22 protein-coding genes are annotated in these 20,299 nt (G+C 65.8%); 7 read left to right on the forward strand and 15 right to left on the reverse strand.

Annotated elements, in window-relative coordinates; genetic code table 11:
- Window positions 1-25: 25 nt before the first annotated feature.
- The 9 genes from ACOZ4N_RS05895 to ACOZ4N_RS05935 all read right to left on the reverse strand — a co-directional run bounded on the left by ACOZ4N_RS05895 (window position 26) and on the right by ACOZ4N_RS05935 (window position 9,376).
- Window positions 26-976 (reverse strand): NAD-dependent epimerase/dehydratase family protein, encoded by a 951-nt coding sequence (locus tag ACOZ4N_RS05895; protein WP_424019002.1) that lies wholly within the window; start codon window positions 974-976, stop codon window positions 26-28.
- On the reverse strand, window positions 973-1,983 hold the full coding sequence (locus tag ACOZ4N_RS05900) for a sugar phosphate nucleotidyltransferase (RefSeq protein WP_424019003.1): 1,011 nt from the start codon (window positions 1,981-1,983) through the stop codon (window positions 973-975). Before ACOZ4N_RS05900 ends, ACOZ4N_RS05895 begins: the two co-directional genes overlap by 4 nt.
- A 76-nt stretch (window positions 1,984-2,059) precedes the next feature.
- Window positions 2,060-2,893, reverse strand: coding sequence for a hypothetical protein (locus ACOZ4N_RS05905; RefSeq protein ID WP_424019004.1), 834 nt, complete (start codon window positions 2,891-2,893; stop codon window positions 2,060-2,062).
- 61 nt (window positions 2,894-2,954) lie between these two features.
- Window positions 2,955-4,337 (reverse strand): sulfatase, encoded by a 1,383-nt coding sequence (locus ACOZ4N_RS05910; RefSeq protein WP_424019005.1) that lies wholly within the window; start codon window positions 4,335-4,337, stop codon window positions 2,955-2,957.
- 57 nt (window positions 4,338-4,394) lie between these two features.
- Window positions 4,395-5,192: a hypothetical protein gene (locus ACOZ4N_RS05915; RefSeq protein ID WP_424019006.1), complete on the reverse strand. Its 798-nt coding sequence runs from the start codon at window positions 5,190-5,192 to the stop codon at window positions 4,395-4,397.
- Complete coding sequence (locus tag ACOZ4N_RS05920) at window positions 5,189-6,700, reverse strand: alkaline phosphatase family protein (RefSeq protein ID WP_424019007.1); 1,512 nt, start codon at window positions 6,698-6,700, stop codon at window positions 5,189-5,191. Before ACOZ4N_RS05920 ends, ACOZ4N_RS05915 begins: the two co-directional genes overlap by 4 nt.
- The gene (locus ACOZ4N_RS05925; RefSeq protein ID WP_424019008.1) at window positions 6,693-7,877 is read right to left on the reverse strand and encodes a glycosyltransferase; all 1,185 of its coding nucleotides are present in this window, start codon (window positions 7,875-7,877) and stop codon (window positions 6,693-6,695) included. The genes ACOZ4N_RS05920 and ACOZ4N_RS05925 overlap by 8 nt, the downstream gene beginning before the upstream one ends.
- Window positions 7,878-7,952: 75 nt before the next feature.
- The gene (aglG, locus tag ACOZ4N_RS05930) at window positions 7,953-8,873 is read right to left on the reverse strand and encodes a glucosyl-dolichyl phosphate glucuronosyltransferase (RefSeq protein WP_424019009.1); all 921 of its coding nucleotides are present in this window, start codon (window positions 8,871-8,873) and stop codon (window positions 7,953-7,955) included.
- A gap of 35 nt (window positions 8,874-8,908) precedes the next feature.
- A complete protein-coding gene (locus tag ACOZ4N_RS05935) occupies window positions 8,909-9,376 on the reverse strand; it encodes a hypothetical protein (protein ID WP_424019010.1) in 468 nt (155 codons plus the stop codon).
- A gap of 221 nt (window positions 9,377-9,597) precedes the next feature.
- Between ACOZ4N_RS05935 and ACOZ4N_RS05940 the strand changes: the two genes are divergently transcribed.
- The gene (locus ACOZ4N_RS05940; protein ID WP_424019011.1) at window positions 9,598-12,657 is read left to right on the forward strand and encodes an oligosaccharyl transferase, archaeosortase A system-associated; all 3,060 of its coding nucleotides are present in this window, start codon (window positions 9,598-9,600) and stop codon (window positions 12,655-12,657) included.
- Window positions 12,658-12,702: 45 nt separating this feature from the next.
- Here ACOZ4N_RS05940 and ACOZ4N_RS05945 read toward each other — a convergent pair whose 3' ends face one another.
- Window positions 12,703-12,942, reverse strand: coding sequence for a hypothetical protein (locus tag ACOZ4N_RS05945; protein ID WP_424019012.1), 240 nt, complete (start codon window positions 12,940-12,942; stop codon window positions 12,703-12,705).
- 262 nt (window positions 12,943-13,204) lie between these two features.
- Between ACOZ4N_RS05945 and ACOZ4N_RS05950 the strand changes: the two genes are divergently transcribed.
- Window positions 13,205-14,497, forward strand: a complete 1,293-nt coding sequence (locus ACOZ4N_RS05950) for a glycosyltransferase (RefSeq protein ID WP_424019013.1) — start codon at window positions 13,205-13,207, stop codon at window positions 14,495-14,497.
- A gap of 40 nt (window positions 14,498-14,537) precedes the next feature.
- Window positions 14,538-15,062 (forward strand): gamma carbonic anhydrase family protein, encoded by a 525-nt coding sequence (locus tag ACOZ4N_RS05955; RefSeq protein WP_424019014.1) that lies wholly within the window; start codon window positions 14,538-14,540, stop codon window positions 15,060-15,062.
- Between the two features lie 14 nt (window positions 15,063-15,076).
- On the opposite strand, the gene cutA is transcribed toward ACOZ4N_RS05955, so the two are convergent.
- The 3 genes from cutA to ACOZ4N_RS05970 form a co-directional block, all read right to left on the reverse strand.
- Window positions 15,077-15,388 (reverse strand): divalent-cation tolerance protein CutA, encoded by a 312-nt coding sequence (gene cutA / locus ACOZ4N_RS05960; protein WP_424019015.1) that lies wholly within the window; start codon window positions 15,386-15,388, stop codon window positions 15,077-15,079.
- Between the two features lie 41 nt (window positions 15,389-15,429).
- Window positions 15,430-15,591 (reverse strand): hypothetical protein, encoded by a 162-nt coding sequence (locus tag ACOZ4N_RS05965; protein ID WP_424019016.1) that lies wholly within the window; start codon window positions 15,589-15,591, stop codon window positions 15,430-15,432.
- 84 nt (window positions 15,592-15,675) lie between these two features.
- On the reverse strand, window positions 15,676-15,855 hold the full coding sequence (locus ACOZ4N_RS05970; RefSeq protein WP_424019017.1) for an HEWD family protein: 180 nt from the start codon (window positions 15,853-15,855) through the stop codon (window positions 15,676-15,678).
- Between the two features lie 129 nt (window positions 15,856-15,984).
- On the opposite strand from ACOZ4N_RS05970, the gene ACOZ4N_RS05975 reads away from it, so the two are divergent.
- The gene (locus ACOZ4N_RS05975) at window positions 15,985-16,128 is read left to right on the forward strand and encodes a rubrerythrin-like domain-containing protein (protein ID WP_424019018.1); all 144 of its coding nucleotides are present in this window, start codon (window positions 15,985-15,987) and stop codon (window positions 16,126-16,128) included.
- Here ACOZ4N_RS05975 and ACOZ4N_RS05980 read toward each other — a convergent pair whose 3' ends face one another.
- Together ACOZ4N_RS05980 and ACOZ4N_RS05985 are read right to left on the reverse strand one after the other, a co-directional pair.
- Window positions 16,129-16,584, reverse strand: a complete 456-nt coding sequence (locus ACOZ4N_RS05980; protein ID WP_424019019.1) for a hypothetical protein — start codon at window positions 16,582-16,584, stop codon at window positions 16,129-16,131.
- A 63-nt stretch (window positions 16,585-16,647) separates the two neighbouring features.
- Complete coding sequence (locus tag ACOZ4N_RS05985) at window positions 16,648-17,103, reverse strand: acyl-CoA thioesterase (RefSeq protein WP_424019020.1); 456 nt, start codon at window positions 17,101-17,103, stop codon at window positions 16,648-16,650.
- A 108-nt stretch (window positions 17,104-17,211) separates the two neighbouring features.
- On the opposite strand from ACOZ4N_RS05985, the gene ACOZ4N_RS05990 reads away from it, so the two are divergent.
- Genes ACOZ4N_RS05990 through ACOZ4N_RS06000 form a run of 3 tightly spaced genes read left to right on the forward strand, consistent with a single transcriptional unit; the run spans window position 17,212 to window position 20,264 of the window.
- Entirely contained in the window at window positions 17,212-18,744 is a 1,533-nt protein-coding gene (locus ACOZ4N_RS05990; RefSeq protein ID WP_424019021.1) for a TraB/GumN family protein, read from the forward strand.
- Window positions 18,745-18,746: 2 nt separating this feature from the next.
- Window positions 18,747-19,343 carry a metalloprotease gene (locus tag ACOZ4N_RS05995; protein WP_424019936.1) on the forward strand — a complete coding sequence of 199 codons (597 nt, stop codon included), beginning with the start codon at window positions 18,747-18,749 and terminating at the stop codon, window positions 19,341-19,343.
- Between the two features lie 60 nt (window positions 19,344-19,403).
- Window positions 19,404-20,264: a hypothetical protein gene (locus ACOZ4N_RS06000; protein ID WP_424019022.1), complete on the forward strand. Its 861-nt coding sequence runs from the start codon at window positions 19,404-19,406 to the stop codon at window positions 20,262-20,264.
- The last annotated feature ends 35 nt before the right edge of the window (window positions 20,265-20,299 follow it).

The raw sequence follows: 20,299 nt of genomic DNA on the forward strand, positions 1-20,299 counted from the left end.
GAGCTTTTTCCCATCGCGCGGTCAGTCACTCGTCGATCCGGTCCCGGAAGTCGTCGAGCATCCGCACCAGTCCGTCTTCGAGGGAGACCGACGGACTCCACCCGAGGACCTCCTGCGCCCGGTCGATGTCGGGGCGGCGCAGATCGGGGTCGTCGACGGGCCGGGGCTCGAAGGTCAGCTCCGACTCGGTGTCGATCAGCTCCAGAATCGTCTCGGCGAGCGTCCGGATCGAGACTTCGTCGGTACTGCCGACGTTGACCACGACGCCGTCGAGGCCCTCGCGGGTGCCGAGCCGGACGACGCCCTCGATCAGGTCGGACACGTAACAGAAGCTCCGCGTCTGGGACCCGTCGCCGTGGACGGTGAGGTCGTCGCCCCGGAGCGCCTGTTTGAGGAACGTCGGCATCACACGGCCGTCGTCCAGTCGCATCCGCGGCCCGTACGTGTTGAAGATCCGGAGCGTCCGAACGTCCAGGTCGTGTTCGGTCCGGTAGGCCGTCGCGAGGGCTTCCGCGAACCGCTTGCCCTCGTCGTAGGGGGCGCGTGGGCCACGCGGATCGACGTTCCCGTTGTACGCCTCGCTCTGCGGGTGGCGCTCCGGATCACCGTAGACTTCGCTGGTCGACGCCAGGACCACGGTCGCGTCGGTCTCGACCGCGAGTTCGAAGACGTTGTGCGCGCCCAGCGAGTTCGTCATCGCGATGTCTATCGGATGGGACTCGAAGTCGACCGGACTGGCCCGGGACGCGAAGTGGTACACGGTGTCGACCGTATCGAACTCCGGGAGCGGTTCCGTGATGTCCCGTTCGAGGAGCCCGAACGCGTCGTCGTCGGACAGGTGCGCCACGTTGGTCGCGCGTCCGCTACTCAGGTTGTCGAGTCCCGTCACCCGATACCCGTCGTCGAGGAGTCGGTCGACCAGGTGACTCCCGACGAACCCTGCCGCGCCGGTGACGATTGCGTGTGGCTTCGTCATGAGAAATCGAGTGTGCTGTTGTCGCCGACGTTGAGATGGTTGGTACTGCCGGTCACCGTACTGTTGTCACCGATGATGCTCTCCGCGAGGTTCACCGTCCGGAGCGTCGAATCGCGGCCGACGATCCCGTCTCGCAGGATGCTGTCGACGACCGTCGCCCCGTCGTCGATACTGACGTACGGGCCGACGACGCTCCCCTCGATGGTCACGTCGTCGCCGATGTCGACGGGCTCGCGGACGACCGTCTCCGTCGCGTCCGCCGCGCCGTCCGTGTCGATGTCGTCGAGCAGGACGCGGTTGGCCTCCAGGAGCGTCTCCGGACGGCCACAGTCGTACCAGTCCTCGACCTCGAACGTCCGGATCGTCGCGCCCTGATCGACCATTCGCGCCAGCGCGTCGGTGAGCTGATACTCGTTCCCCGCACCGCGGATATCGTTCTCGACGAGGTGGGCCAGCGCGTCGAACAGCCCCTCGGAGTCCTCCACGATGTAGACGCCGCTGATCGCGAGGTTCGACTCGGGGTCGTCGGGTTTCTCGACGAGGCCGGTCACGCGCCCGTCACTGACGCTCGCGATACCGTAGTGCTGTGGCTCCGCCACGCGCTTGACGCCGATACTGGCGTCGGCGGTTTCGAGCGAGGCGTGTGCCTCCAGGAACTCCCGGTACCCACGCTGGAACAGCATGTCGCCCAGCGCGATGAGGAGGTCGTCACCACGGGCGACCGGTTCTGCCTGATAGATACTGTGGCCGAGCCCCTCCGGAGTCTCCTGTTCGACGAAGGTTAGCTCGAACCGGTCACCGAAGGCGGCCTCCGCGTAGTCGATGACCTGCGTCTGCATCCGTCCACCGACGACCAGGACGACCGAGTCGACGCTCGTCCGGGCGAGCTTCGAGAGGATGTGTCCCAGTATCGGTTTCCCTGCGACACGGACCATCGGTTTCGGCTTCGTGTGCGTGTGGGGGTAGAGGCGTGTTCCCTCGCCAGCCGTCGGAATGACTGCCTTCATCGTCGGCCCCCCACCGCCGGACTCGCGGCTCTCATTGTAAGCGTCATTCGGAGGGGTGCTAAAAAACCCACCGTGACTACGATACTTTCTCCGCGAGGATAGCGGCCATCCGTCGAGCCGTCGCGCCGAGTCCGTGCCGCCGAACCGAGAGGACGAACCGGTTCCACGTGGTGACGTCGCGACACGCCGTCGATCCGTGACGGTGGTAGTGCCGGTGTGACGAGCAGGAGTTGAGGTCGTCGAGGACCCGTTCGGCACCGCCCCAGTACCAGAGTTTCGCGAGGCGGGGGAACCGGCGATCCGACGGGTACTCGGTGTACGCGATGTTGCCGTGGAGGATCTTCACGTCGTTGACCAGGTGCCCGGGTGCGCCGTACAGACAGTTGTACTCCCGGGGGAGCGTCGCGATCCGCAGGTCGCTCTCGTACGCCGCCTCGCGAAACGCGGGCTGGTCGTGCTTGTGATCGGCCTGGTAGAGGCGTTTCCACTCGTCGAGCAGGTCGCTCGCCGCGTCGGTGTACGGAAGCACCCCGGTGTTGTACTCGGGGAAGGAGGCTGGGACGCCGGGATTGGTCGTGTTGAGGTCGCGGTTCGGGGCGACGGCGGCCGCGATGTCGACCCCGTCGAGCATCTCGAACAGCTCGTCGACCGCGTCGGCGACGTACACGTCGGTGTCGAGAAACACCGTCCGGTCGTACGGCGACAGTTCCATGCCCGTGATCTTGTCGACGTAGCTGTACGCCGGATCGGACATCCGGATCACGCGGTCGAACAGGGGCGACTCGAGGTCGCCGTCCGTGACGAGCGTCACCGATACGTCCGGCATCGCGTCCCGGAGCGTCTCGGCCGAACGTTTCGCCTCCGCGACGTACTCGTCACCGGTCGCGACGTAGAGCACTCCCGTATCCATCGGTGGAGCCGTACTCCGGAGAGAATGATAAAATCTCGGAAACGTCTCGCGTGAACGGGCCCTACTCCTCCTCGCGCAGTTCCATGTAGCCCAGGGCTTCGAGTTGTTCGCGGTCCACCTCGTCTTCCGGCTCTCGCGGGTCCTCCACGTCGCGGTCGAGCACGGAGTCGGGGATCGACCGTGCGAGTCGGGCGGCCACGTCCGGGTTGTCGTCGACGACGTTCTCGGTCTCGGCCGGGTCGGCGGTCAGGTCGTACAGTCGTTCGTCGTCGCCGGTGTCGATGTACTTCCAGCCGTCGTGACGCACCGCGACGGCCGGGTCCCGGTCGTTGGGCTGGCCGAGCGTGACGACCTCGCGTCCGTCGCCCTCGAACAGCGGCGTCCCCTGGAAGTCGTACGCGTCGGGGTCGAGGCCGTGGAACTGGCAGATCGTCGGTGCCAGGTCGAGCAACTGGCGCTGTTCGGTGACGGTCGCGCCGCCCGCGGGGTCGTCCGCCCGCTTGGCGATCAGGGGCACGTGGATGAGTTCGTCGTAGGGGTAGTTCCGGTGGAAGTAGTTCCCGTGTTCGTAGAACTCCTCGCCGTGGTCGCTGGAGAACAGCAGGTTCGTCTCGTCCCAGAGCCCCCGGTCGCGGAGGTAGTCGAACAGTCGAGCGATGTGTCGCGAGCAGTAGCGAACGTCCGAATCGTAGAGGTCGACCATCAACTGGCGCTCGGACTCGGAGACGGCGTCGGGGTCGGTCCCGGCCGTCTTCATCAGTTCACGGACGCGCTCCTGGTCGACCGCCCCGTCGTGGTAGGCCGGGTCGTCGTCGTGGACGCCGTACGGGCGGTGGGCCTCCATGTAGTGGACCCACAGGAAGAAGTCCTCGCAGTCGGTCTCCTCGAACCAGTCGATGACCCGGTCGGTGACCACCTCGGCGCTGGTGTAGCCGCTGTGTTCGAAGGGCGTCTCCGGATAGAGCGTCCGGTAGGGCCGCTTCAACACGTCGTAGAGCCTGTCGGCACCGCGACGCTGGAGTTGCTGGCTGATCCACGTCGCGACCTTGTTCACCCGGTAACCGATCAGTTCCGTCAGCGGGCGGTCGGCGTTGGCCTCGTCGAAGTTCTCGTCGCGCCCGAGGTCGATGGTCTCCCCGTACTCGAACCCACCGTGGACGAGCCCGATCCCGGTCTGTGTCCCGATCACCGCGGTCTCTGTCCCGCCCGATTCCAGCGTCGGCGCGAGCTTCGGAACGGCGTCCAGATTCTCGTAGGCCAGGTAGCGCGAGGTCTGGAACGACGGGACCGAGATGCGGGTGTACGTCCCGTTCGAGAACGCAGATTCGAACCGCGTCCCTACCCCCGTGAGGTCGTCCAGCACCGGCATCGTGTCGCGTTCGTACCCGTACTGACCGAGGTGATCGGCACGGAGCGCGTCGACGGTCAGCAGTAACGTCTTCATTGGTGCAGTCGTCAATCGCGTGTCTGATAAAGTATTCCGAGTCGCGTCGTGGCCGAGTCAGGCCTCGACATCCGAGAGGTGGACCCCGTGGTCGACCGCGTCACACAGCCGCTCGAACGCCTCGAATCCGTCCGCGAGTTGCATGCACGCGGGATGGGCCAGGACGGTCGCGACCGTCCCTGACTCCCGGTGGTCCTCGACGCGTTCCAGCACCCAGTCGGCCCAGTCCGCGGGCGACCGCGACTCGGTCCCGAACGGTCCCTCGAAGTCGTCGGCGGCGACGAACTCGGGGGTCCGGAACGCGTGATAGACGTGTTCGTGATCGGGCGGCGTGTTGATCGGGACCACCGTCAGCCGGTCGTCCTGTCCGACTTCGCCGTCGGGGTCGACGTGATCCGAGAAGTGCGTGACGCCGTACCGCGAGAGCAGGTCGGCGGTGTGGCGGTCGTGGCGGTAGGCGTGGTCGCGCCAGCTCCGGACGCGGACGCCCAGTCGCTCGAACGCGTCGAGCGTCTTCCGAATCTCGTAGGCCTGGAACGGGCGGGGCCCGTTCCACGAGCCGATTCGTCCGCCGGTCACCTTCCCCAGCGCACGCCACGCGGAGTGAACGGGGGTCGTGAACGCCCAGTAGTTGTGCCCGCCCAGTTCCACGTTGTCCATCTCGGCCAGCGTTCGCATCCGTTCGGGGTCCTCGTCGATGCACTTGCCCGTACAGAACAGCGTCACGGGCACGTCGTGTTCGGCCGCGATCTCGGCGTACTCGACGGCCGCCTCGACTTCCGTGCCCTCCAGGTACTCCTGATCGCGGGTCGCCATCGACACGTGGTGAACGTCCCCAGTGATGCAGACGGTCATTCGAGATAGCCGAGGTCTTCGAGGCGGTCCTGCACGTCCCCCCGGGCCGCGTCGGTCACAGCGTCGAACGGGAGCGGGTCGCAGGTCTCGACCTCGCGGTCGCCGAACAGCGGGACTGGACTGCCGTCCACGTCGGTCGGGACGGCACAGTCGACGCTGTGGAGTACGGTCGGCGCGATGTCGGTAATCGAGATCGGGCCGTCGATCCCGGTCGCCTCGACGGCCGGCCCGTCGGCCAGAAACAGGCCGGTGCGGACGTTCTCGGCCTCCCACTGGCCGGCGTCAGCGAACACGGGATTCGAGCCGATAGCCCCGCTCGTGTGGACACCCGGTCGCTGGTCGAACACGATCTCCGGCGCGTCGTCGACGAAGGGGCCGTCGTAGGCTTCTTCGCGGCGCATCACCTGCCGAGCGACTGGGTTCCCGTCGTCGTCGGTCAGGGATTCGAGGTCGTCGACGAGCGCGTCGACCGTCTCCGGGTCGTCGTCGATCACGTAGACGAGGCCCTGCCCGCTGGCGACGGCGCGCGACCGCTCCCAGTCGACCTTCTCCAGTTTCTGCTCGCGTTTGAACCCCTCGTCGTCTTCCGGGAGGCGGTCGGTGACCGAATCGGGCGTCAGCCGTGTCACCAGACCGTGAACGCCGAGTCTGTGTGCGAGTTTCGAGAGCCGTTCCTTGTTGATCCCGTACTCGGTGAGCAGGCCCGATGTGTCTTCGGTGACGAGATACCCCTGTTCTTCGAGCCAGGAGTTGACGTAGAACACGGTGTCGACGTCCTTGCAGCCGTGATCGGACATCAACAACAGCGTGGCGTCGGGATGGGAGTCGCGGATCGCGCCGATCTGTTCGTCGATGACCTCCCAGGCGCGCCGCGTCGGCTCCCCGCGCCAGAAGAAGTGCTGGAGGACGTTGACGTAGAAGACGGTGCAGTGGGCCACGTCCACGTCGGTGTCGTCCAGCCGTTCGCGGAACGTGAGGAGTCGCTCCCGGATCAGGTCGACGACGGCGTCGGCGGCGTCGCGGTCCTCCTTCGAGGTGACCGGCACGTCGGGGTGGAGGCGGTACCCTTCCATGTCGAGCCGGTCGCCCAGTTCCGGCGGGTGGGCGTACCCTTCCGGCTCGCTGTCGGGGCCACCGGCGATCATGAACTCGTCGACCTCGAAGGGCGGGTAGGTCATCGGGAGGTTCATGATTCCGGCGGTCAGCCCCGCGTCGTTCAGGTAGTCCCAGTAGTTCGCGCTCTTGAACGAGCGGGAGTCCGGCGTCGTCAGCGTCCGCCGGTCGGTGTCGATGGTCTCCCACCAGAACACGCCGAGTTTGCCGGGGTTCTTGCCGGTCGAGTAGCACCGCCAGTTCGGGCAGGTAACCGGCGGGAAACAGCTGTGCATGTCCGTCCACACCCCCTCGTCCCGGAGGGCGGCGATGTTGGGCAATCGACCCTCATCGAGCCAGGGTTCGAGCAAGGCCCAGTTGGCCCCGTCCAGGCCGAGTACGATCGTCTCAGTCATGATCTCGTGTCCCGGTCGCCCGGAAGCGTTCGAACCGCCGGACGACACTCGATTCGAGTTGGTCAACGAAGGCGTCCGTTGAGAAGGTTTCGACCTGTTCCCCCAGATCTGCGGCGATTCCGTCGCGCTCGAACCGCTCGATGGCCGCAAGGATGCCCCTGGCCGACCCGTCGTGTCGGTAGCCGTTCTCGCCGTCGTCGACGAAGATCGCGGGGAACCCCTCGTCGCGAGTCAGCACCGCCTTGCCGCTGGCGTTCGCCTCGATGGGGACGATCCCGAAGTCCTCGTCGCGGCCGTTGAACACCAGCGCGCGGCACGCGGCGAGCAGGTCGTACTTCTCGGCTTCGTCGACGAATCCGCGGTAGTCGATCCCGTCGGCGCGGCGAATCCGATCCATCACGGCGTCGTCCACGTCGCCGCGGCCGCCCGCCAGCACGAGGCGGTGGTCACTCCCCGCGAAGGCCTCGACGACTGCGGGGACGCCTTTCTCCTCGTCGAGTCTGCCGAGGTGGAGGTAGAAGCCCTCGTCGCCGCGGTCCTCGTAGGCCGAGAGATCCACGGGGGGATACAGGATCTCGGACTCCCGGTCGTAGAACTTCCGGATGCGGCGGGCGACGACCGGACTGTTGGCGAAGTAGCCGTCGACGCGCGGGTCGACGGTCGCGTCGCGCATCCGCAGGTACCGGACAAGTGGGCGGGCGAGTTGGCCCACGAGCGACTCTTTCCGGTCGTGATACAGGTCGTAGAACCACCGCGGCGGCGAGTGGCAGTAGTTCAGGTGGAGGGTGTCGTCGGGTGTAATCACCGCACGCGTGGTCGCGCCAGAGGTCACGAGTACGTCCGGATCGCCGTACGCCCGCCAGTCCACGTCCTCCCAGAGGGCGTACTCGAAGACGCGGCCGACACTGGCCTGCACTCGTCTGAGCGGTGCGGGCGAGAGGTCACGCGTCACGTCCACGAACTGCACGTCGCCGTAGGGATTGGGGTCGTCGGGGTCGGGCTCGCCGAGCGTGTACACCCGGTCACAGTCGAGCGCCTCCGCGAGGTGGGTGACCAGGTACTCGGCACCGCCCCAGGCGTTGATCCCCCAGTGGGCGACGGCCACGTCGAGGTCCGCGAGGGTCGGGGTCGCCGGTCCGTCGGCCCCAGCGTCGCCGTCCGTCACCCCATCTGTCATTGTCGGGTCGAGCGACGGCGCGCGCTTAAGCGTACCGACGACAGTCCCCGGCTCGGGGCGGGTCGAACCCTGCACTCACCGCCACTTGGTCGCGCCGTAGAAATAGCCGAACCCGACCGCGGCGGTGAACACGAACAGCATGACGAACTGGAGCGCCTTCTCGCGGGACGGTTCTGTGACGAGACCACGGAGTCGCTGGGGGACGAACTCGCCGAGCAACTGGCCGAGGAAGTCGTACTCCTCGCCGGTCGACTCGGGGACCAGGACTTCCATCCCGCGTTTGGAGTAGCCCTGCCAGAACGCGCGGTCGAGTAGCCACTTCGGATCCGTCCGGTACTCGAAGACCTTGTGCGCGACGCGTGCGTCAGGATTGTAATAGACCCCGGCATCGTAGGCCTCGCGCAGTCGGGCACAGAGTTCGGTCTCCCCGCCCTGGAGGTTCTCGTCGCCCTTCCGACCCCCGATATCGGTGTCGAACCCGTCGAGGTCGAGGAACACGTCGCGGCGAAAGGAGATGTTCGAGCCGAAGGTGTTGCGGACCTCGCCGGGACCGTCCGCGAATCCGCGTTGCGTGACGCCGACGAGGAAGTAGAACTCCTCGGGGAGGAAAGCGGGGCGACCGGCGACCCACTCCGGGGTCATCTTCCCGCCGGCGGCGACGGCGTCTCGATACTCGTAGGCTTCGACGAGCTGGGCGACCCAGTCTTCGTCGGCCACGGCGTCGTCGTCGATGAACGCGACCACGTCGCCGGTGGCGACCTCGGCCCCGTTGTTGCGGCTCTCCAGCAGGCCGACGTTCTCGTCGTTGCAGTGGGTGATCACGTCCTCGCGGTCACCGAAGTCGGTCCGGAACTGCTCGTAGACGGCCTCGGAGCCGTCGCTGACCAGCACCAGTTCCGTGTCGTCGTGTGTCTGTTCGAGGACGCTGTGGGCGGCCTCGGTGAAAGCGTCGTAGCGGTCGAGCGTGTGGGTACAGAGAACGACCGAGACCCGCATAGAGACGCGTCGTCACCCGCCCGGCAAAGGTATTTCTATCCCGCGCTGCTGTTGGGCGGCCAGCGGGACAGCACCCGCGTCTCGTTCCCGCCGGTGTAGACGATCCGGACCGTCGTGTCCGTCGTGATGGGCCTGCCGAACCGGCCAGTCCCGGTCAACTGGACCGTCGAGCCCTGGGAGACCTCCTGGGACTCGGTCGTGTTGGCCAGCATCGCCCAGGTTCGGTTGGTCTCGCCGCTGACGACCGACAGGTCCCCTGCCTGGATCGAATCGCCTTCCACGAACGTCACGACCAGCACCGAATCCTCCGAGAAATGCTGGTAGGAAAAGTCCGCGCGCGTCGCGTTGTTCCCCCCTTCCGAGGGGGCGAAGAGGACGCCGAGCCCGAGCCCGGCCGCGAGTACCACGGCCAGAACGACGAGCGAACCGGCGGCGATGCTATCGGTGACCGTGATGGCTCGTTCGTCGCCTCGAACCGTCCGTCGTGTGTCCTGGCGGGGCATCGTCGTCGGTCCGACGTGCCGGAGGGCACGCCGGGGGTTCCCGACCCTTCGAAGTGACCCCACGTGAGTGTTGTGTCGGTGTCGGGGTTCGATTCGAAAGGGGAAAGTCCGGAATACCGTCTATAGAAGCACTCTCTGAACGGTATCACAACCACTGTAGGGCGGGCGAGAAGAAGACGATTTGACAAAGCTTATCCCCGCGTTCGTTTTTACCCCGGGCAATGAGTCAACGCCGGGGGTACTTCGAGGACTACGACTTCGGCACAGTCCTCGGAGATGTCCAAGACTGGTATCATATTCCGACTCTGGTCGCGTTGCTCGGGTTCATGCTGTGGGTCCGGGTGCAAAGCTGGAGTAACTTCGTCAGGGGCGGACAGGTGTTTTTCTCTGGTAACGACGCGTGGTATCACTACAGGCAGACCCAGTACGTCGTGAACAACTGGCCACAGACGATGCCGTTCGATCCGTGGACGTACTTCCCGTACGGGACCTCCTCGGGCCAGTTCGGGACGCTGTTCGACCAGTTGATCGCGACGGTGGCGCTGATCGTCGGCCTCGGGAACCCCAGCGATCAGACTGTCGCGATGACGGTGCTGATCGCGCCGGCCGTGTTCGGGGCGCTCGTGGCGATTCCGGTCTACTTCGCCGGGAAGCGACTCGGCGGGCGGTTCGGTGGCCTCGTCAGTGTGCTGATTCTCGCGCTCTCCTCGGGGAGTTTCCTCAGCCGCAGTATCGTCGGCTTCTCCGACCACCACGTCGCCGAGGCCCTCCTCCAGATGACCGCCGTGCTGGCGATCATGGTCGCCGTCGCGGTCGCCGAGGAGGAGATGCCGGTCTGGGAACTCGTGGTCAACCGCGAGTGGGACGCGCTCCGTCGGCCCGTCGGCTGGGCGACACTCGCAGGCGTCGCGATGGCCCTGTACATCTGGGTGTGGCCGCCCGCGATTCTGCTGGTCGGTATCTTCGGTATCTTCCTCGTCATCCAGCTGAACCTCGACTATCTCCGCGGTCGCAGTCCGGAACACATCGCGTTCGTCGGTGCGGTCGCGCTCGTCGTCACGGGTCTGCTCTCGTTCGTCCCGCTCAGCACGTTCGAGTTGACGGCGGTCGACTTCACGTTCATCCAGCCGTTGCTCGCGTTCGCGGTGGCCGCAGGGGCCGTGTTCATGGCGTGGCTGGCCCGACAGGTCGACGACGCCGACGTGGATCGGTGGGCGTATCCGGCGGCCGTGTTCGGTGCCATCGCGGCAGTGGCAGTGGTGACCGCCGTGGTGCTGCCCGACGTGTTCGGGTACATCGTCAAGAACACCGAGCGGTTCATCGGCCTCGGCGGCGGGGCGCAGGCGGGTACCATCGGTGAGGCACAGCCGCTCCCGCTGGGCGATCTGCTCCCGCGTCTGTTCGGGAGCTACGGGCTGGCCTGGTTCGGTGCCTTCGCCGGCATCGTGGTGATGCTGGCTAGCCACGTCCGTGGGACCGAGCGCCGAGCCGAGACGATCTTCGTGATGATCTGGACGGTCATCATGTTGCTGGCGACGTTGACCCAGGTCCGGTTCGGGTACTACCTCACGCTCCCGGTCGCCGTGGTGAACGCCTACGTCATCGCCCTGATCGCGAAGTACGTCTCCCCGACGGGCTCGCTCGAAGAGGTCGAGACGTTCCAGGTACTGACGATCATGGCGGTGTTGATCCTGGTGATCGCACCGATGGTCGTGCCGATGACCAGCGGTTCCACGACCGCGATGGAGGCAGGCAGCCAGGCGGGGCCGAGTGCCGGCGTGGTCGGCTGGACGGACAGCCTCGGATGGATGCAGAACAACACGCCGGTTCCGGGGACCTACGGCGGTGCCGACAACCAGATGCAGTTCACGGAACCGTTCCCGAGACAGGACGATTACGACTACGACGAAGGTGCCTACGGCGTGATGTCCTGGTGGGACTACGGCCACTGGATCACACAGCGGGCGGAGCGGATCCCGAACGCCAACCCGTTCCAGCAGGGCGCGGCCGAAGCGGCGAACTTCCTGCTCGCACCCAACGAACAGCAGGCCAACGACGTGATCGAACAGGTCAGCGAGGACGACGCCGAGACGCGGTACGTCATGATCGACTGGAAGATGGTCAACACGTACTCGCGGCTCTCGCGCGGGAAGTTCTTCGCGCCCATCGTGTTCAACGAGAGCACGACGGCGACGGACTACTACAGCCGTGTGATCGACATCGGTACCGGACAGCCCCGTGTCGGGTACAACCTCAAGACCCAGCGCTACTACGAGAGCATGGTCAACCGGCTGTGGCACTTCCACGGGAGCAGTCGCCAGCCCAGGCCGGTCGTCATGGACTACAACACCAGACAGACCCGGGGCGGCGAACTGAAGGTGCTCCCGACCAGCGAGGAGAGCCAGCCGTACCGCGTGTTCAACTCGATGCAGGAAGCGCGTGATTACGTCGAGGAAGACGGCACTGCACAGGTCGGCGGTGTCGGCCCGAACCCGCCGGAGGCCGTCGAGGCCCTGAGCCACTATCGGCTGGTCTACAACTCGAACACGTCCGCGTTCCAGACCGGGAGTCCGTACACCCGCGGATTCCAGCGTGAGGCGACCTCGCTGGCCGGTGGGATCGGCGAGTTCCGGAACTCCAGTCGCGCGGAACTGCAGGGCATCCAGAGCATCCTCCTCGGTCGTGGATCGACGCCCCCCTGGACCAAGGTGTTCGAGCGCGTCCCCGGGGCGACCATCGAGGGGACCGGGCCGGAAAACCGGACGGTGATCGCATCCGCTCAGATGCAGATGAACAGCGGCAACTCGACGTTCCGGTACATCCAGCGCGTCCAGACGGGGCCGGACGGCGAGTTCTCCATGACGGTACCGTACTCGACGACGGGCTACGAGAACTGGGGGCCCGAACAGGGCTACACGGACGTTGCTGTCGAAGCCACGGGGCCGTACTCCATCAGAACGAACGTGTACCGGAACCTGGGGAGTAGCTCGAGCTACATGTACAACGCCACGGCCCACGTGAGCGAAGCGAAGGTCATCGGCGAGGACAGTTCGCCCGTGCAGGTCGAGCTGGAGCGGACCAACCTCAGCCAGCCCCAGCCGGATGGCAACGAGTCGACGAACGGCACGAGCAGTGACGGCACGACCAACGAGACCAGCGATGACGGCACGACCGGCGACACCTCCGGCAGTGACGGTTCGACCAACACGTCGACCAACGACTCGGAGAGTCAGTCGCTGATCGCGGAACCCGCAAGCGGCGCTGGCATCGTGGCTCCCTGAGAACCCGACGACGTTCTTTCGCAATCAGTCTCCGTTTGTTGTCCGTCAGTCCCAGTGTTCGTGTTCGTTCGGTCCCTCACGCAGACCCGTGTCGACCCAGGCGGCCGCCACGAGCGCGACGAGGACGACGACCCCGATGTGATGGATCGGGACGCCACCCGCGAGCGCGGAAACCTGCGCGAGCATCGGGGAGAACTCCAGCGTCGGGAACGCCAGAATCGGGGCCATACCGGCCACCGCGAGCCCGACGACGAAGACGGCGATGTCACGTCCGTTTGCTGGCATACACCCTACTCATCGAACATCCGAAATAAGTCCACCGCGTCAGTTACGAAATTTGAAAACCGGAACCCCCCATATATAGCGGGGATAGAACCGGTTTCGAGAACGTCCGTCGGACGGAGCGCGTACGCCTGTCACGACGAACTCGTTGACAGGTCCGGATTCCGACCGGATCGAAACCACCCGTGACCGCAGCTGGGCGGCGGTTGTTGGTCGACCGATAGATACATTTACGGTTCTATCGACATGTCCGAATCGGAGAGCTATGGAACTGATACGACGCTGGCTCGACCGGATCAGTTTCGTGGGGGTGACCAGTGGCGTGTTCGCCTGGGGGTTCGTCCAGGGGAACGTGGCGCTGGGTGGCACGATCCGGTTCGAGTTCGCATTCGTCGTCCTGGCCGTGGTCCTCCTCCAGGCGGTGATCTCCAGTCTGCTGTTCACCGGGTTCATCGGTCTGTCGGGAATCACCTTCCTGTGGTCGCTCCTCCGCGAGGCCGATCCCGAACCGGTGTACGCTGGCGACACCGTCACAGCTATCGTCCCGGTGTACCGGGACGCGAACGTCCTCGACAGGAGTGTCGAGAGCCTGCTGGCGAGCGAGTACGAGGACCTCGAAGTACTGATCGTCACCGAGGAAGACGACGAGCGGAGTCGCGAACGCGCCCGCGAACTCGCGACCCGCGAGGGCGTGTCCGCGCTGGTCAACACGCGCTACCCAGGTTCGAAGGCCGGCGCGATCAACTACGCCGTCGAGGAGACCGAGGGGGAATACGTGGCCGTCTTCGACGCGGACGAGGTTGTCGATCCGCAGTTCCTGCCGGAGGCGGTCGCCCGCCTCGACGACTGTGACGTCGTGCAGGGCCGCACGGTCCCCCAGCCAGACGGTCTCGTCGAGGAACTGGCCTACTACGAGTCGGTCCTGTTGAGTTACGTCGGCCGACGGTTGCTCTACGTGTTCACGGAGTTCCGGATGGCCGCGAGTCGTGCCGTGGTGATGCGTCGCGCGGCGCTTTCGATCACCGGCGGCTACGATACCGAGATGCTGACCGAGGACTTCGACTTCGCGTACACCTGCTACAAGAATCACCTGGACGTCGACGAGCAACTCGGCCATCCCTCCAGGATCGAGTCGGCACACTCCCTGCGGGACTGGTGGGGCCAGCGCAAACGCTGGATGACCGGATACGTACAGGTCCTCCACAAGTTGGTGGCCAACGCGCGCCCGATCCGGAAGATGCGGAATCTCACGTCGGCCGCGATCTGTGCGGGAACGGTCGTCGGGAGCTTCCTGCTGTTGACCATCCTCTCGAAGTTCGCCGTCCTCTTTCTGGTCGGGATGGAGGGCTACTTCGTCCCGCCGCTGGTCGCCGTGATCGGCGTGACGGCCGCGGTCCGATTCCACGACTGGCGTGTCGGTTCGGTCGACCGCCTCGGCTGGGCCTGGCTCGTCGTCCCCGTGATCGTCCCGCTGTACAGCCTCACCGCGATCAAGGCCGTCATCGAGTACGCCTACGGCTGGGACGGTGACTGGTACAGCGTCGAGAAGGGGAGCTGAGCCGGGTCGTTTTTGTCGCTGGGGTCGGACAGCACGCACGATGATCAGAGCATTCGACGGTGTCGAACCGACCATCGCCGACTCCGCCTACGTCGACCCGGCGGCCACGGTCATCGGTGACGTGACGCTGGAAGCCGACGCCAGCGTCTGGCCCGGAACCGTGCTCCGTGGCGACCACGGCGAGATCGTCCTCCGCGAGGGCGCGAACGTACAGGACAACGCGACGCTCCACGAGGGCGTCGAGATCGGTCCGTACGCGACTGTCGGGCACAACGCCATCGTCCACGCCTCGACCGTCGAAGAACGCGCGATGGTCGGGATGGGTGCCATCGTCCTGGATCGCTCGACCATCGGTGCGGAGAGTCTGGTCGGAGCCAACAGCGTCGTCACTGAAGACACGGACGTACCCGAGTCGGTGCTGGTCGCGGGTCAGCCCGCGGAAGTGGTCAAGGAAGTCGAGGACTCCATCTGGCAGTACGCCGGCGACCAGTACGTCGAGATCGCCCGGGAACACGCCGAGACGGACGAGCCTATCGCGGACGCACACATCCCCGACGAGGACTGACGTGGGCAGGGCGGTCACTCCGTCGGGCCGACAGACTCCTGCAGCCAGTCGGCGAACTCGGCGGAGACGCCGGAGTCGTCGAACCGCTCGATAGCCGGTACGTCGTAGGGATGTAACTCCGCGATGCGTTCTTTGGCGTCCTCGTAGCCGCTCTCGGTGGTCTTGACCAGCAGGATCTCCTCGTCGTCGGCGTGAACCTCGCCGTTCCAGCGGTACGTCGACCGGCAGGGAAACCGGTTCACACAGGCGGCGAACCGTTCCTCGACGAGCGTTTCCGCGAGGGACGCGGCCTCGTCCGGTGGCGCAGTCACGAACACTGTCGGCATACCCGAACGCAGGAGAAGCAGGTAAAAACGTGTTGCGACGGTCAGATTTCGACGGCTCCGATCCAGCTGTCTTCCCCGTCGTGGGGACACCACTTCCGGTGGTTCTCGCTACAGTTACGGTCGAGCCACCAGCCGCAGGTGCAGTCGGCGTCGTGACCGGTGTCGGGCAGTCGATGCCGGCAGAGTTTACAGCCTATAGCCATGATAACTGGTACCACAGAGTAGCGGGAAAACCTGCCGGTCGGCGTGTGTAACTGGCGAGAACGTGGCCGCGTCGTGGAACGCAGTTACCCTTCGAAGGGGTTGTAATCGCCGTTGATGTCCCACTCGTGGAGACAGTGGGGGTTCCCGACTGCTTTCTCGTCGTCCTCGGTGACGATGATCCAGGTGTCGCGCTCCTCGTCCCAGCGGTCGTGACGGCCACAGCGCTCGCAGACCCGTTCCGTCGGCGGGATGACCTCTGCCATGTGTAACAGGAGGGCAGGCACCCGTTAAGAAGGTCCCGACTGCCGTCGAATCCCCCGCCCACGATCCCGGCGAACCGGGTGGTGAGTCGGAACGAAAGGGTTATTTTGGTTCGTTTGTCAGTAGCTCGCATGAATGGGATCGACCCGTACCAGCCGGGGGAATCGGTGTACGAATGTGTGGAGTGTAACGGTCGAATCCGAACGGACGATCACATTTCGAGCTGTGACGGGTGTGGCGGGGACGTACGCAACATCGCGGTCCCGCGCGAGTAATCAGAAATCGGGGAGGTCCTCGGGTGGTTCGTAGTCGGTCTCCCAGTCGATGTAGTCGTCTTTCAGCACGTCACAGACGATCTGGCCGAGTTCGGTGAGTTCGGCGTTGATCGAGGAGACGGTCCCCCACGAGTCCAGATCGGGGTGGAGATCGTGTTGTTTCCAGTCCTCGGGCAGTCCTGGCGCGTGATATCCCACGCGGTCGGCGTGTGAGTCCCAGAAGAAGTCGAACCGCTCGATCAGGCCGAGGTCGGTCACGATGGCGTACTCCTCGGTGTCGAGATCGGTGTGGTCGGTCCACTCACCGAACGCCCGGTCCCAGGCCCCGTCATGGAGGAACTCCTCGATCTCGTCGCGGCGGAAGTCCGTGTCGCCGACGACCTCGGCGTCGTCGTACTCGTTGGGGTCGAACGCTTCGAGTTCCGGTGGCTCGGGGGTGTCCACATCCAGTCCCATGACCGACGATAGGACGCCGGCGGGGAAAAGGACCACCCTCGGAACTGACGGGGGCGGCCGGCCTCACTCGACGTGGTCGTTGTTCTCGTCGCTGGCTCTGGCGGCTTCCAGCAGTTCCTCGCCGCGCTCACTGTCGACGGTCAACTCCGGGACGCTCCGGGGTTCGAACTCCTCGTCGATGGCGACGTAGACGAGGTGGGACTCGGTGGTCAACTCGGTCTCGGGGGTCCGGAGATCCTCGCGGAACGTCCGCACCCGAACGCGCATGCTCGTCGTCCCTGTCTCGTAGACGTAGCTCTCGATGAGGGCGTTCTCGCCGACCGGGATGGGACCCCGGAAGTTGGTCTGTTCCATCCGGGCGGTCAGCACGTCGCTGCCGGCGAAACGGATCGCGGACATCGCGCCCACTTCGTCCATCCACTTCAGGACGTTCCCGCCGTGTGTGGTGTCGAGGTTGTTGGCGTGGTTGGGCTGGATCATCTTGCGGTTCTCGATGTAGGTGTCCATCAGATCCGGCATTTGCCCGGGATTTCCTTCGGCGGGAAAAGAGTCTTCCGAGCCGTCGCTCGCGGGGCGGGCGTTGTCGTCCCGACAATCGTAAGACGGGGGGTTGTCTATGACGGGGCAATGAGCGAACGGTCGGCACCGACGCCGTCGGACCCGTCGGCCCCGTCGGGGGAGGGGAGCGTGACGGTACTGGGGACCGCCCACGTCTCCGAGGACAGCGTCCGCGAGGTCGAGGAGACCATCGAGGAGCAGCGGCCGGACGTGGTCGCCGTCGAACTCGACGACGGGCGGTATCGCCAGCTCAAAGGCGAGACGCCGGACGACCTCGACCCGAGCGACCTGCTGGGCGGGAACACGGTCTTCCAGTTTCTGGCCTACTGGATGCTGTCCTACGTGCAGGCCCGACTCGGCGACCAGTTCGACGTCGACCCCGGCGCGGACATGATGGCCGCGGTCGACACCGCCGAGGAGTTCGGACTCGGGGTCGCGCTGGTCGACCGCGACATCCAGACGACGATCCAGCGGTTCTGGGCCCGCCTCACAGGGTTAGAGAAGATCAAGTTACTGGGCGGGCTGATGGCCGGCGTCGCCGACCCCATCGTGGCCGGGATGACCTTCGGCTTCATGATCGGGTTCTTCCTGGCGATCCCGCTGGAACTGCTCGCCGGCCCGCTCCTGCTGGGCGGCGTCGCGTTCGTCCCGGGCATCCTCGTCGGCGTCCTCGACGGCCTGGCGCTCGTGGTGACCATCGGACTGGCCGTCGGGATGCCGCTGGCCCTCCTGCTCTCGGGCTCTGGCGAGGAGGAGGATCTGGAGGACCTGGACATGTCCGAGATGACGAACACGGACGTGGTCTCGGCGATGATGGAGGAGTTCCGCCGGTTCTCCCCCGGGGGCGCGGAGGCGCTGATCGACGAACGCGACGCCTACATCGCGCACAACCTCGTCGAGTTGCGCAACGCGGGCTACTCGGTCGTCGCGGTGGTCGGCGCGGGTCACCGGGCGGGAATCGAGGAGTACCTCGACAACCCGGAGACCCTCCCGCCGATGGAGTCGCTGATCGGCGTCGAGTCGGGCCGCCGGTTCTCGCTGTTCAAGCTCTTTGGCTACCTGTTCACGCTGGGCTTCCTGGTCATCTTCGCGCTACTGGTGATGGCCGTCGCGACCGGCGTCGAGGGCATCTCGACCGGGCTGTTGATCCAGATTTTCGGCTCGTGGTTCCTGATCAACGGAATCATCGCGTTCGGACTGGCGAAACTCGCGGGGGCACACTGGCAGAGCGCGACCGTCGGCGGGGCCGTCGCCTGGCTGACCAGCCTCAACCCGCTGCTGGCACCGGGCTGGTTCGCCGGCTACGTCGAACTCCGGTACACCTCGGTCAACATCGGCGATATCAACACGCTCAACGAGATCATGAGCGACGAGGAGGCCCCGGTGCGAGACATCTTCGGCCGGATGTACGACGTGCCGCTGTTCAGACTCATCCTGATCGTCGCGATGACCAACGTCGGGAGCATGATCGCCAGCGGCCTCTTTGGCTTCGTCCTCCTGCCGTACTTCTTCGCCGAGATCGGCTCGACCGGCGAGGTCGTCGGGCTGATGGCTCAGGGCGCGGAGAACAGCGCCCGCCTGCTCTGGGGGCTGGTGACGTGAACATCCGGTTTTCCACCCGCGAACTGCTGGATCTCGGGGCCGCCTGGGTCGCGCTGAGCGTCGCGTTCAGCATCCTCTTGCTCCCCGGATTCCGTGGCTTCTCGATCCCACAGGCAGTCCAGACGTTCGGCCTGAGCTTTCTCACCGTCGGCGTGGCCTTCCTGCTCCACGAACTCGCGCACAAGGTCGTCGCGATCCGCTTCGGCAAGATCGCCGAGTTCCGCGCGGACTACAGCATGCTGTTCGTCGCGATCATGGGGGCGCTGATCGGCTTCCTCTTTGCCGCACCCGGCGCGGTCTACCATCAGGGTCGGTCGACGCTCAGACAGAACGGCCTGATCGCGCTGGCCGGACCGGTGACGAATCTCGTCCTGGCGGCGTTGTTCGCGCCGCTGGCATTCTTCGCCGGGGGATTCCTCGGCTCCATCGGTGGTCTCGGGCTGACGATCAACCTCTTTCTCGCCGCGTTCAACATGATCCCGTTCGGGCCGCTGGACGGGAACACGGTCAAGGAGTGGAGTCTCCCGGTGTTCGTCGCCGTATTCGTCCCGTCGCTGGCGCTCGGGCTGTGGGCGCTGTTCGGCTTCGGCCTGTTCTGACGGCGGTTCGGCGGATGGAACGGATCCGGGGTTTATACCCCGGGTATCGCAACCATCCCTGTGAACAACTCATCACGGCGGGGCTATCTCGCCGGACTCGTCGGCATCGCCGCACTGAGTGGGTGTCAGGACGTACTCGACGGGAGCGGCGGTAGTGGTAGTTCGGATCCCGAAGCAGACGACGATGACGACGAAGACGACGGAGGGGACAGGGGCGACGGACCTGCGGCGGCGGTCGAGACGTTCTACGCCGCCTTGGATGCGGGTCGATTCGACGTGGCCAACGGGCTGTTGCACAACGAGACCTCGCAGCCGCCCGTGACCGAAGAACAGTACGGGAGCCTCGACGAGGGGTCAGTCACTGCGAGCTCCACCGAGGTAGTCGAGCGGAGCGAGGGTCGGGCCGTGGTCCGGACAACCTTGGACGCGGCGTTTGCGGATACGGATCGACAGGTCACCCGGGAACTGGAGATCGAACTCCGGACCGAGGCCGGTGAGTGGCGGCTCTACTCGGTCGAACCGGTCGACGACACGGGCGAGGCACCGGGCGACGAGGCGACGGAGGAGGAACCGACCCCCGACTCCGGTCCCGGGCCCCGTCCGACCGGTGATCCAACCGTCGTCGTCACCGAGTTCTACGCGGCGTTGAACGCCGGCGACCGGGAGGCGGCCAACGCCCGACTCCACAGCGAGGCGGTGGGCATCGACGTGACCCAGCAGGCGGCCGATACGATGGAGGACGCGTCGCTAGCGACCGAGAACGTGACGCTGGTCGAGGGGGGAGCCGACTCCGCGACGGTCGATGTCACGGTGATCGTTTCCCCGGCCGGGGGCGACCGGGAGCGGAGCAATCGGGTCCGGATCGAGCTGCGGCCGGAGAACGGGCAGTGGCGGATCTACTCGGCGGGGCGGGCGAGCTGAGCCGCCTGCGACCGACGGGCTTTTGCGCGCGCCGG

The sequence above is a fragment of the Halorientalis pallida genome, from assembly GCF_049605515.1.
Taxonomy (GTDB): domain Archaea; phylum Halobacteriota; class Halobacteria; order Halobacteriales; family Haloarculaceae; genus Halorientalis; species Halorientalis pallida_A.